Origin of the sequence: uncultured Dialister sp. (genome assembly GCF_900538805.1) — a bacterium.
GTDB lineage: Bacteria > Bacillota > Negativicutes > Veillonellales > Dialisteraceae > Dialister.
Genome location: NZ_UPZP01000066.1, coordinates 1 through 13,102 on the forward strand (window position 1 = coordinate 1; position 13,102 = coordinate 13,102).

Consider the following 13,102-nt stretch of genomic DNA (forward strand, 5'->3'; position numbering starts at 1 on the left):
GATTGGGTTTTGTGTCTCCAGTGCTGCATGACGGAGAGCTAAAGCCTCCTTCCATAGGAAGGAGGTGTCGCCATAGGTGCCGGAGGATAGGGGCGTGGATTAGACGATAGAAATCAGATATCAGACGTCAGACTGTGTTTCATGCTTTTCTTCCCGCCCCACTCGTCATTCTGAACGAAGTGAAGAATCTCGGTACATGCCGCTTATAATACAATCAGCCGTAAATACCAGTAGGCGGGAAGGGACCGGAGGATAGGGGTGTCAGGTCAACCAAGGAATTTTCGGTGTTCCTCAGGGCTTCGCCCAGCTCCATTCCGGTCGGGCAAACAAAAGGAAGGCCCCTCTAAATTTCTCGTTTCCCCTTGAGGTGGCCAGGGAACTTGATTCGTAAGGAGCCAAAGGCGACCGAGAATCAAGTGACACGCTTCCCACCGGGGCGAAGTGCCACGAAGTGGCAAAAGGGTGTACGAGGGTAAGAATGACAATGCTCTCCATTGCTGTTCTACGCAGGGCCAACTTTGCCCGACTTGGCAATCCTATGCAGGATTGCCACCTGAGGAAGGAGCCGGCGTTACGTGCATACCATAGCCTCCCAATTTCATAGAAAAAGCCACAGGCTCTAAGTCTGTGGCTTTTCAGGTTAAGAAATTATTTCCTTGTAACCTTTGCGGTGTTTTCTTCCAGGTTCGGGAAATCAAGGGTGGCGAAGAGGTCGAAGAGGGTTTCATTGCGGCGAATCTGCTGCACGCTGCCGTCTTCATGGACCATGATTTCCTGGTGACGGAGGCGGCCATTGTAGTTGTAGCCCATGCTGTGGCCGTGGGCGCCGGTGTCATGGATGACGATGAGGTCACCGGTTTCGATTTCCGGCAGGGGCCGCTGGATGGCGAATTTGTCGCAGTTTTCACAGAGGGAACCTACCACGTCGTATACATGGTCCTTAGGCGCATCTACCTTGCCCAGTACGGTGACATGGTGGTAGGCGCCGTACATGCCGGGGCGCATGAGATCTGCCATGCAGGCATCCACGCCGATGTAGTCGCGGTAAATGTGTTTGTAATGGATGGCCTTGGTCACCAGGAAGCCATAGGGTCCTGTAATGGCACGGCCGCATTCAAAGCAGATGCGGGTGTGGTCAAAGCCCTTCATCTTTTCTTCAAAGAGCTTTCTTGCCCCTTCCCCAAGGCCTTCGATATCCACGGGGTCCTGTTCCGGACGGTAAGGAATACCAATGCCGCCGCCGAAATCAATGAAGCTGACGGTGACGCCCTTTTTATCCCTGATTTCATTGGCCAGGTCAAACATCATGGAAATGGTGCCCAGAAGTCCCGGCAGTTCCAGCTCTGCGGAAATGACCATGGTGTGGATGCCGATGTAGGAAATACCCTTTTTCTTAGCCCAGTCCACACAGGTCATGAGCTGCTCTTTTGTCATGCCGTACTTGGCTTCCTCCGGCTTGCCGATGATGGCATTGCCTCTGGCCAGTTCCGGTCCCGGGTTGTAGCGGAAGCAGATTTTGTCCGGCACAATGTGGAGCCTTTCCAGATCATCCAGGTTGGACACATCGTCCAGGTTAATGATGGCACCCAGTTCATTGGCCTTGATGAATTCTTCATCCGGAGTATCGTTGGAAGAAAAAACGATTTCCTCTCCCCTGATACCTACGGTTTCAGAAAGCACCAGTTCTGCCAGGGAGCTGCAGTCGGAGCCTACGTTCAAAGCTTTGAGGCTTTTCATGATCCACGGATTCGGTGTGGCTTTCACCGCAAAATATTCATGGAAATTGGGATTCCAGGAAAAGGCCTTCTGCAGCCGTTTTACATTATCAAGAATGCCCTTCTCATCGTAAATATGAAAAGGTGTGCCATACTTGGCAGCTATATCACGGATTAATTCATCGGAAAACGGGATAGTTTTTTGATTCATGGATATAAGCCCCTCTTTCTCTATTCTTATCAGCTAAAATCATCTGAAGTTAGCTAATTATAACATACGGTCATAGTCTTGACCATATCGGCATTCATATCTTTCAATTAGAATTTATTGAAATGTGAGTTCAGCGGGTTCAAAGGGGCGAGGCTGCGCCAATGGAGCCGCTAGGCGGCTCGGGTTCAAAGGGTTCAGAAGGTTCAAAGGGTTCAGAGGGGAATGTATCGCCGCCTTTGGCGGCGATGAGTATGAAGTCAGCGTTACGGGATTTCGTTTTGTGTCACAAGTAGTATATGACGGAGTGCTGAAGCCCCCTTCCTTTGGAAGGGGGTGTCGCCGTAGGCGACGGAGGATAGGGGCGTCAGTTCTTGGGAAAGTTCTTTCGGACCTATCCTCAGGGCTCCGCCCAGCTCCTTCCTGAGAAAGGAGCCTTACGTTACGGGATTTTCCTTCCCGCCCTCATCGTCATTCTGAGCGAAGCGAAGAATCTCGGTACTTGCCGCATTTGAGTCACTCGGTAATAAATACCAGTCGGCGAGAAGGAGCCACTAAGCAGTCAGTCCAGAATCTTTCGGACCTATCCTCAGGGCTTCGCCCAGCTCCTTCCTGAGGAAGGAGCCTTCGTTACGGGATTTATCTTTGTGTCACTACTGCTGCAGAATTCTGCCACAAAAAAACTGCAGCGCGAGGGCGCTGCAGTTTTCCTTTTACTTATTTATTATCTGCATTAGCAACGGCTTTCTTGCTGTATTCTTCGGTCCATTTCTTGAAGTTGCCGTTGTCTGTATTTTCTTTGATGACTTCATTGATGACTGCCAGCACATCTTCATTTCCCTTCTGCACGGCGGCAGCGGAGTTCTTGACGGCTCCCGGGAATTTGATGTCAGAGAACATGAGGTCGTCATTAAAGATGACATACTGCTCGCCTACAATGCCTTCCACTACGAGGCCGTCCACTTTGCCCTGTTTCAGTTCCAGCACCACTTCCGGCACATGGGCCAGGCCCACGATTTTAGCGTCTTTGATTTTTTCCTTGGCCAGTGCTTCCTGGGTGGTGGATTTCTGGACGCCGATGGTCTTGCCGTAGAGGTCTTCTACTTTCTTGTATTTGTCTGCATCTGCTTTACGGATGATGACTTTCTGTTCTGTAGGCAGGTAGTCGGCGGAGAAGTCCATGGATTTCTTTCTTTCGTCAGTGGGGTTAATGCCTGCAATGGCCACATCCACTTTGCCGCCGGTTAAAGAAGAAAGGAGGGCCTGGAAATTCATGTCCTGTACTTCCAGCTTCACACCCAGCTTGTCTGCCACCTTCTGGGCCAGTTCCATATCAATGCCGATAACCTTCTTTTCTCCGGCAGAGGTATCTACGAATTCATAGGGAGGATAGCCGGAAGCGGTACCTACCACCAGTTTGCCGCTGGATTTGATTTTCTGCATGAGGGGGCTTTCCTTCTGGGTCTGGGAAGAAGCGCTCTTGCTTCCTGCCGAGCTGCCGCCGCAGCCGGCCAGTCCGAATACTGCCACCGCTGCCATACCTAAAGCCATCATTTTCAGTACATTTTTCTTGTTCATCATGTTCATACACCCTTTCACCTTCAAGAATGGAGTTCTTTTCTTAACTTGCATAGAGTTTAGCATATTTATGCGCTTATGTCAATAAATATTCATAATAATTTTTGAAATTTATTTCCTGATTTTCCGTTTCTCCGCCTGAAATCCGTAAATATATGACATTCTCCTGCTTTCTCCTCCTCTCTGTTAAATGCATTTTTCTGTATTTTATGCATAAAAAAACAGCAGGCCTCTATACCTGCTGTTTTTGAAATCATTTTCCTGCCTTTTCAATGGCAATCTTACTGTATTCATCCACCCACTTGTCAAACTGGCCCGATTCGGTGTCCTGTTTAATCACGTCGTTAATAATTTTCAGCACGTCGTCGTTCCCCTTCTGGAGCGCCACGGCGGATACCTTCTTGGCTCCTTCAAACTGTACATCCGCCAGGGCCAGGTCGTCGTTGTACACCAGGTACTGCTTCGACACCACCCCTTCCAACACGATGCCATCCAGTTTACCGTTTTTAAGCTGCAAAACCGCATCGGGCACGCTGGAAAGGCCGATGGCCGTAGCCCCTTCCACCTTCTGGGCCGTAGCTTCCTGGGTGGTGGATTTTTCAGCGCCGATGACCTTGCCTTTCAGGTCTGCCATGGTCTTCAATTTATGCTGATCTTCTTTCCGTACCAGCAGCTTCTGCTCCGTAGGCAGGTAGAGGTCGGAGAAGGCCATGGCCTTTTCCCTTTCCGGCGTAGGCGATACGCCGCCTACCGCAATATCCACCTTGCCGGCGGTGACGGAGGAAAGAAGGGCGGAGAAGCTCATGTCCTGCACTTCCATGGGAACGCCCAGCTTGTCCGCAATCTGTTTGCACATTTCCATATCCAGGCCAATGACCTTTTTGTCCGGAGATTCCGCATCCACAAATACATAGGGCGGATAACCGGAGGATGTGCCTACGATGAGCTTTCCTCTCTGCTTGATGGTCTGCATGAGCTTGCTCTGGGATGTGCCGGAGGCGGAGCCGCTCTTGGCGGTGGAAGAATCTCCGCAGCCCGCGGCCAGCATAGTGCCTGCCAGGGCCGCTCCTAAAAGTACGGCTTTCATGGTTTTATTCATAACAGGTTCCCTCCTTTGGGGAAATCGGCAGTTACTTGGACTGCGCGTTGGCCACCGCTTTCTTCGTCATTTCGTCAACCCATTTATCCATGTTTCCATTTTCCTGGTTTTCCTTAATGACTTCATTAATCACAGCCACCACATCGTCGCTTCCCTTAGGTACTGCCACAGCGGAGCCTCCGCTGTATTTTTCGAAATAAATATTCGTAGGCGAAAGGTCCTCATTGGTAACCAGGTACTGCCCGCCCACAATATTCTGCACCGGCACGGCGTCCACCTTCCCCTGCTTCAGTTCCAGCAGGGCATCGGGCACCTTGGCAAGGGCCACAATCTGGGCATTGGGAATCTGCTCGGTGGCCAGCTTTTCCTGGATGGTGGATTTCTGCACCGCTATCTTCTTACCGGAAAAATCGGAAAGGGACTTGTACTTTCCTTCATCTTCCTTCCGTACCAGCAGGGTCTGCTTTCCTTCCAGATAGTTATGGGAGAAATCCACGGTCTTCTTTCTTTCCTCCGTGGGGTTGATGGCTGAAATAGCAATATCCACCTTCCCTGTGGTAATGGAAGAAAGAAGGGACTGGAAGGTCATGTCCTGCACCTCCAGCTTCACGCCCAGTTTCTTCGCCACCGCTTCCGCCAGCTTCATATCAATGCCGTCGATTTTCTTCTGGTCCTTCACAGAGGTGTCAAGAAATTCATAGGGCGGGAAACCGGAAGCCGTGCCTACCACCAGTTTACCATCCTTCTTGATTTTCTGCATCAGGGCACTCTGGGAAGAACTCCCGGCCTGTGACTTCGGCACCTCCGAACTTCCGCAGCCCCCTGCCAAAAGCATGCCCGCTGCTGCCAGACCGATCATTGCTGCTTTCAAGATTTTCTTCATCATTCTGCCTCCACCATAAAATACTTTATTTTTTATAAATATACATCTCTGTGTATTAAAATGCAAGAGGGCCGTATAAGATTATTGGTTCAAAGGATTGGGAAAAGGTGGACGGGCCCTGCGGGCCCGAAGGTTATGGCCGCCTGCGGCGGCAGGTTGTGTAGAAGGGTTGTGGAAAAAGGTTCTCAGGATTGACCGGCCTTTGGCCGGAGGGTTCTTGGTTTTGACGGGCCTATGGCCGGAGGGTTGTGGTGGCGGCTTTCGCCGCAGCTTTAAGGCTCCTTCCTCAGGAAGGAGCCTTACGTTACGGGATTTACCTTTGTGTCACTATTGCTGCATGACGAAGTGCCAGAGCCCCCTTCCCTAGGAAGGGGGTGGCGCCGTTAGGCGACGGAGGATAGGGGCGTCAGTTCTTGGGAAAGTTTTTTCGGACCTATCCTCAGGGCTCCGCCCAGCTCCTTCCTGAGGAAGGAGCCTTACGTTACGGGATTTACCCTTGTGTCACTACTGCTGCATGACGAAGTGCCAGAGCCCCCTTCCCCAGGAAGGGGGTGGCGCCGTTAGGCGACGGAGGATAGGGGCGTCAGTTCTTTGTTAAAGATTCGGTGTTCCTCAGGGCTTCGCCCAGCTCCCCATTTTCCTCCTGTCGAATGCAAAAAAACGTCTCCATAAAAAATCATCCCGGAAATGCTTCCGGGATGATTTTTATTTCATCATGAAATCCATTACACAATCTTTTCGCCGTGATAGAGTTCGCCATCAATATCCGGTTTCACGCCGTAGCCGATGGACCATTCGCATTTGTACTTAATGGCCTGGGCATGGATATTCTTCATGCGGTCAATGGTGCGGACCACCTTGGCCGGAACGCCGGCTACCAGGGAGTTCGGCGGAATCTTGGTACCTCCCAGAACTACGGCACCGGCAGCTACGATGGAGCCTCTGCCGATAACTGCGCCGTCAAGGATGGTGGCATGCATGCCGATGAGTACATGGTCTTCAATGGTGCAGGCATGAACCACAGCGCTGTGGCCGATGGTGACATAGTCCCCGATGATGCAGGGATGGTCGTCTGCTACATGGAGGCAGCAGAGGTCCTGCACATTGGAGCATTCGCCTACGGAAATATAGTTCACATCGCCCCTGGCTACGACGCCTGGCCAGATGCTGGCATATTTGCCGACTCTGACATCGCCGGACAGGAAGGTGTGGGGAGCTACAAAAGCATTGGTATCAATCTGCGGAATTTTTCCGTTAAATTCTACGGTAGATAAAGTATACATGTAAATGCCTCCTAAAATATTAAATGCATTTCGATATTTCTATGTTTATATTATACTATAACTTGTCCAGCTTAGCTATGATATTTTTAGATTTTTCTCAATTCATATAACTTATACACATTATTAGATAGGACTTCTTTGGAGGAGCTGGGTTCAAAGGGTTCTGCGCACTTTGGGCGCGAAAGGTTCTTAAGATTGACGGGGCTTTCGCCCCGAGGGTTCTTAAGTTTGACGGCCCTACGGGCCGAGGGTTGAGGTATCGCCATTGGAGCCACGGCGTGGCTCGGGTTCAAAAGGTTCAGAGGGTTCAAAGGTTTCAGAGGGGAAGGTATCGCCGCCTTTGGCGGCGATGAGTATATAGTCAGCGTTACGTACTTTACTTCCCGCCTCCCACCGTCATCCTGAGCGCAGCGAAGGATCTCGGTACGTGTCACTTATGAGGCAAATGCTGTTAAATACCAGTCGGCGGGAAGGCTGCCGATTGGCAGTCAGGAAAGCATAGAGTATCTTTTCGGCTTGCAGCCTCGTACACCCCCGCGCCACTTCGTGGCCCTCTCCCCCTAAAGGGGGCGCAAGGACGTTACGGGATTGGGTTTTGTGTCTCCAGTGCTGCATGACGGAGAGCTAAAGCCTCCTTCCATAGGAAGGAGGTGTCGCCATAGGCGACGGAGGATAGGGGCGTGGATTAGACGATAGAAATCAGATATCAGACGTCAGACTGCGTTTCATGCTTTCCTTCCCGCCCTCATCGTCATTCTGAACGAAGTGAAGAATCTCGGTACGCGCCACAGATGAGTCACTCGGTAATAAATACCAGTCGGCGGGAAGGAGCCACTAAGCAGTCAGCCCAGAATCTTTCGGTGTTCCTCAGGGCTTCGCCCAGCTCCATTCCGGTCGGGCAAACAAAAGGAAAGTGCCTCTAAATTTCTCGTTTCCCCTTGAGGGGAACGCCTCGAAGAGGCAAAGGGTGTAGAAGTGTAAGAATGATAATGTTGCTCCATTGCTGCTCTACGCAGGGCCAACTTTGCCCGACTTGGCAATCCTATGCAGGATTGCCACCTGAGGAAGGAGCCTTCGTTACGTGCTTTCCTTCCCGCCCACACTGTCATTCTGAGCCGCAGGCGAAGAATCTCGGTACTCGAAGCATATGAGACAATCGGTAGTAAATACCAGTCGGCGGGAAGGAGCTATCTGGCGTCAATTTTCGGTGTTTCTCATGGCTCCGCCCGGCTGCTGACGGTCTCGCAAATAGAAGAAAGAGCCCTCATTTCAAAATAAAAAGGGGACTGTGAAGAAATGATTGAACATTTTTTCACAGCCCCTTTTATATTGGTTTATATTGGTGCCGCCCCGTTCCCGGGTGCCGCCCTTTATGGTATTTCCTAAGAATCAGATTTTAGAAAGTGCCTGTTCCACATCTTCCAGGAGGTCGTCGATATTTTCGATGCCCACGGAAATACGGACGGTGCCTGGGGTGATGCCGGCGGCTCTCTGGGCTTCTTCATCCAGCTGCTGGTGGGTGGTGGAAGCGGGATGAACCACCAGGGACTTGGAGTCCCCTACGTTGGCCAGGTCGGAGAAAATGTCCAGGTTGTCGATGAAGTCTCTGGCTGCCTTGAAGCCGTCCTTCAGTTCGATGGAGAAGATGGAGCCTGCGCCCTTGGGCAGGTATTTCTGCTGGAGCTTATGGTACGGAGAGGATTCGAGGCCCGGATAGTTGACTTTAGCCACCTTCGGATGCTTTTCAAGGAATTCAGCCAGCTTCTGGGCGTTGGATACGTGACGTTCTACGCGGAGAGACAGGGTTTCCAGGCCCTGGATGAAGAACCAGGAGGAAATGGGGGAAATGGCTGCGCCGGTATCGCGGAGGACCTTGGCGCGGATGCGGGTGACAAAGCCTGCGCCCGGTACGTCGGTGGCAAAATTGATGCCGTGGTAGGAAGCGTCGGGGTTGGCAAAATGGGGATATCTTTCCGGCTGGTTCCAGTCGAATTTGCCGTTTTCAATGATGGCGCCGCCCAGGGTGGTTCCGTGGCCGCCGATGAATTTGGTGGTGGAATGGATGACTACGTCAAGGCCATGTTCCAGCGGACGGAAGAGGTAAGGGGTGGCAAAGGTATTGTCGATGAGCACCGGCAGATGATGGGCATGGGCAATGTCGCGGATGGCGTCAAAGTCGGGGATATTGATGGCCGGGTTGCCCAGGGTTTCGATGTACACAGCCTTTGTATTTTCTGTGATGGCTGCTTCGATTTCTTCCGGATGGTCCGGGTTTACGAATTTGGTATGAATGCCCAGCTGCGGAAGGGTATCGGTGAAGAGTTCATAGGTGCCGCCGTAGAGGGTGGAAGCGGAAACGATTTCATCGCCGGCGCCGGCAATGTTCAGGATGGAGTAGGTCACAGCCGCAGCGCCGCTGGCTACTGCCAGGCCTGCGGTGCCTCCTTCCAGGGCTGCCAGTCTCTTTTCCAGTACGTCCTGGGTTGGGTTTGTAAGACGGCCGTAAATGAAGCCGGGCTTCCGAAGGGCAAAGAGGTCTTCCCCTTCCTGTGCGTCGTGGAATACGTAGGAAGTGGTCTGGTAAATCGGAACAGCTCTGGCTCCTGTGGTGGGATCCGGTACCTGTCCTGCATGCTGCTGAAGGGTTTCAAAACGATATTTCTTGTCTGCCATAATAATTGCCTCCGTATCTATTTCATAGGTTATTTTTCAGTCAAATTATAGTTTCACATCATGCTGTCTCTTCGACATCGTATCCCTGCCATATCCTATTCCTCCTCTTCTTATAGGAATCTTCCCAGGAAATTTTCCTGTCCGGACTCTGCCGTGAAGGTACGTTCCTGTACCTCTGCGCTGTATCGGGCGTCTCCCGGATATGTACACACGGTCTCTCTGAAAAGACGGCTTATAAATAAAAAAACTCCCGTCCTTTACCAGGACGAGAGACTCGTGTTTCCACCTAATATTTCCACCTGCGTTGCCACAGGCAGCTCATGAGGTACTTGGTCATGCCGCATACCCGCGCTCTGTATCGGGAGCTCCCGGGAAGGCCTACGTTTTCCTTTAGCCCGCCAAACTCAGAAATGCACTTCACATCCCTATCCATATCCGCTTCCACTCTCCGGACTCGCTTTGCTGTATTCAGGACCCTACTCTTTTCTTCCTCGTTTGAAGTTGAATCAACTTTACCACGGCATTTTCATTTTGTCAAGAAAAAATATGACCTTTGAGAAATATTATTTTCCCTCCGCTTCCTCTACAGCATGGATAAATGCCTTGATTTTATCGGGGTCCTTCCCTCTTTTTCCATCATATTCCACACCGGAAGAAACGTCCACCATCCAGGGATGGACCTTCCTGATGGCGTCTCCCACGTTGGAAGGCGTCAAACCGCCGGCCAGGATAAATTTCCGCCCCCTGGCAGGAATCTTTTCCAGACAGGCCCAGTCGAAGGGTTTCCCACTGCCCGGAGCCGCCGCGTCAAAGAGATAGGCAGAAATCCGGGGATGCTCTTCAAAAAGGGGCACCCGGTCCTTCACATTCACCGCACGGATGATGGGGATATGCACTTTAGAAAGAATTTCTTTGTCCAAGCTGCCATGAACCTGCAGCACATCGAAACCTGCCTCTTCTATGCGCTCTGCCTGGGCCAGGGTAGGTGAAACGGTGACTGCCGCCCTTTTAATTTCACGGGGCAGGGCCTTCATGATTTCCGCCGCTTCTTCTATGGTGATGTTTCTTCTGCTTTTTTCACAGAAAAGCACCATGCCCGCAAAATCCACCTGGGACGGAGGAAGATAGGCCGCTTCTTTCGGCGATGTGAGACCGCATATTTTAATTCTTGTCCTCATGGCCCCTCCATTACCATGCCACACCGGTGGTAAGGTTGATTTTGATGGTTTCCAGGGACATGCCGGTGGTATATTCGATTTCCCGCTGGATTCTATCCCGCATGGTGTGAATCACATTTTTAATATCCTGGGGCGTGCCGGTGCGGACAGTGACATCCAGATAAAGGATGAGTCCGTTCACCTGGCTTTCGCTCTTTTTGCTCCGCACGTGACGGATTTTAATCTTCTTCAGCCCGCCGGCGGCGTAATTGACAAGGTCCTCTATGACCTTGTCGGAAAAAGTAAGCTTGCCGTAATAGCTGAAAACAGGACGAACCACGGACCTTTCATTCCATTCGCTGAACCGCTTCGGTTCCTTTTTCCTGCTCCGTAAAAAGCGAAGGGGGTCCACCATGTATCCTTTGAAATAGGGCTTCAGTTCCATGGTAGGCACGGGGATGACATGCTTTCCCTCCTTATTTCTGGCCTCATTGGCCTTCAGCATATCCTCCGGCCGGGCCACATCTTCAATACGGATGTATTTCGCAGGCATGGGAAGCTCCAACGCCTTGGCAATGGTCACCACCATGCGGTCCGAAGTGCCCAGGATGAGTACCCGTTTAGGATTGATTTTCAGGAGCGCCGCCTTCACCTCATCCCGCTGCTCCTTATCCCAGAAAATGGCCCGCCGCACCGCCTTCAGCCGGCTTTCTTCCCTTTTCGCCGATTTCCCTGCTACAATGCGGCTGTGATAGATGAGGATGCCGTCATCAATAATGCAGGATGCTTTATTTTCATAGGCTATCACCAGGGCCCTGTCGCTCTTCCCGGTACCCGGCGGCCCGTAAAATCCAATCACTTCCATAGCCATTCTCCTTTCATGATTTCTTTTCACCATTATACCATGAAGGCATATAAAAAGGGTCTTGATGAAATGATGAACATTTCTCAAGGCCCTTTCTGTGGGTTCAAAAGATGTGCGCACCTAGGGAAGCACTGATTCATTCGCAGAATCGAATTTCATATGTATTTTTATCCAATGCTTCGTCATAAGTCTCCTTAAATAGCTCGCTATTCGCGTCGACTTATTCCTTGCATTGAATAAAAATCCAAGAATGAAATCCGATAACGATTTAATCAGCGCTTCCCTAGACACGCCTATGGGCGTGAGGGTTCTACAGTTTAACCGGCCTGAAGGGTCGCACAGGAAACGGGATTATTCTTCCCCTACTATCTGCACTTCCGTGTGAAGGTCCACACCATATTCTGCCTTCACCTTTTTCTGCACCTCATGGATAAGGGAAAGCATGTCCTCACAGCTGGCGTGACCGTTGTTAATGAGGAAACCGGCATGCTTTTCGCTGACCGCTGCGTCCCCTACGGCAAAGCCCTTAAGGCCCAGCTCTTCAATCATCTGCCCTACGAAATGGCCGTCCGGACGCTTAAAAGTGCTGCCGGCGCTCCGCTTCTCCAGGGGCTGCTTCGTTCTCCTCCGGTTATTCAAATCGTCCATCAAAGCCTTGATATCCTTCTTGTTTCCCGGTTTCAGGGAAAGGGTGATATCCACAATCACTTCCCCGTTTTCCATGAAAAGGCTGTGCCTGTAGGAATAGCGGATATCCCTGGCATCATAGGTAATGAGGTCTCCCTTCTGGTCGCAGGTGGTGGCAGAAACGATGATTTTCGACATTTCCCCACCATAGGCGCCGGCATTCATATAGGCGGCGCCGCCAATGGTGCCGGGAATGCCGCTGGCAAACTCCATGCCCGACAGGCCGCTCTCATAGGCCGCCCGCGCTGCCTGGGCTGTAGAAACGCCGCTGGACACCTTCAGAAGGTTCCCGTTCTGTTCGATTTTCTGGAGCCTGCCGGTGAAAACCACCACGCCCCGGATGCCCTTGTCCCGCACAAGGAGATTCGCTCCCCCGCCCAGTACAAAAACAGGCATGCCGTACTTATGGGCCAGCCTGGTCACAATACAGAGCTCCTCTGCCGTCTTCGGAATCAGGAAGCAGTCCGCCGGACCGCCAATGCCAAAGGTGGTATGGCGGCTCATGGGTTCATTGATTTTAATCTGGTTTTCGCCAAGAACCGTGGCAAAAACCTCAGCATATGCATTATTCATAGATCTTCTCTTTCCCATTGAATTAGTTACTCATATTATTATAAATTTGACCACCATGGCAGTCAATGGAAATTATGAAATACTTTATGGGAATGTAAGGGGTTCTGCGCCCTTTGGGCGCGAAAGGTTTTTAAGATTGACCGGCCTTTGGCCGGAGGGTTGTGGCAGCGGCTGTCGCCGAAGCTTTTGAAAAAGGGGCGCGCCCGACGGCGCAGGTTGGGACCGCCTGACGGCGGCGGGTTGTGTAGAAGGGGGCGGGAAAAGGTTCTCAAGATTGACCGGCCTTTGGCCGGAGGGTTCTTAAGTTTGACAGCGCTAACGGTCAGTCGATTAAAAGGAAGGCCCTTTTATGGGCAGGCTATGGGCCAACTTCGACTGACT

Annotated in this window: 10 protein-coding genes; all 10 read right to left on the reverse strand. The window is 51.5% G+C overall.

The features are described from left to right. Positions 1-648 precede the first annotated feature (648 nt). The 10 genes from QZQ29_RS06600 to murB all read right to left on the reverse strand — a co-directional run bounded on the left by QZQ29_RS06600 (position 649) and on the right by murB (position 12,721). Entirely contained in the window at positions 649-1,926 is a 1,278-nt protein-coding gene (locus tag QZQ29_RS06600) for a diaminopimelate decarboxylase (RefSeq protein WP_296961439.1), read from the reverse strand. 714 nt (positions 1,927-2,640) lie between these two features. Continuing rightward, on the reverse strand, positions 2,641-3,510 hold the full coding sequence (locus QZQ29_RS06605) for a transporter substrate-binding domain-containing protein (protein WP_296961442.1): 870 nt from the start codon (positions 3,508-3,510) through the stop codon (positions 2,641-2,643). A gap of 83 nt (positions 3,511-3,593) precedes the next feature. After that, positions 3,594-3,758 (reverse strand): hypothetical protein, encoded by a 165-nt coding sequence (locus tag QZQ29_RS06610; RefSeq protein ID WP_296961445.1) that lies wholly within the window; start codon positions 3,756-3,758, stop codon positions 3,594-3,596. Further along, a complete protein-coding gene (locus QZQ29_RS06615) occupies positions 3,755-4,600 on the reverse strand; it encodes a transporter substrate-binding domain-containing protein (RefSeq protein WP_296961448.1) in 846 nt (281 codons plus the stop codon). Before QZQ29_RS06615 ends, QZQ29_RS06610 begins: the two co-directional genes overlap by 4 nt. A 31-nt stretch (positions 4,601-4,631) precedes the next feature. Next, positions 4,632-5,486, reverse strand: a complete 855-nt coding sequence (locus tag QZQ29_RS06620) for a transporter substrate-binding domain-containing protein (RefSeq protein ID WP_296961450.1) — start codon at positions 5,484-5,486, stop codon at positions 4,632-4,634. A 722-nt stretch (positions 5,487-6,208) separates the two neighbouring features. Then, the gene (locus QZQ29_RS06625) at positions 6,209-6,766 is read right to left on the reverse strand and encodes a gamma carbonic anhydrase family protein (RefSeq protein WP_296961453.1); all 558 of its coding nucleotides are present in this window, start codon (positions 6,764-6,766) and stop codon (positions 6,209-6,211) included. 1,389 nt (positions 6,767-8,155) lie between these two features. Next, complete coding sequence (locus QZQ29_RS06630; protein ID WP_296961455.1) at positions 8,156-9,439, reverse strand: O-acetylhomoserine aminocarboxypropyltransferase/cysteine synthase family protein; 1,284 nt, start codon at positions 9,437-9,439, stop codon at positions 8,156-8,158. 563 nt (positions 9,440-10,002) lie between these two features. Continuing rightward, on the reverse strand, positions 10,003-10,617 hold the full coding sequence (locus tag QZQ29_RS06635; protein WP_296961458.1) for a phosphoribosylanthranilate isomerase: 615 nt from the start codon (positions 10,615-10,617) through the stop codon (positions 10,003-10,005). A gap of 10 nt (positions 10,618-10,627) precedes the next feature. Further along, on the reverse strand, positions 10,628-11,461 hold the full coding sequence (locus QZQ29_RS06640; protein WP_296961461.1) for a hypothetical protein: 834 nt from the start codon (positions 11,459-11,461) through the stop codon (positions 10,628-10,630). A 351-nt stretch (positions 11,462-11,812) separates the two neighbouring features. Next, on the reverse strand, positions 11,813-12,721 hold the full coding sequence (murB, locus tag QZQ29_RS06645; protein ID WP_296961463.1) for a UDP-N-acetylmuramate dehydrogenase: 909 nt from the start codon (positions 12,719-12,721) through the stop codon (positions 11,813-11,815). Positions 12,722-13,102 lie beyond the last annotated feature (381 nt).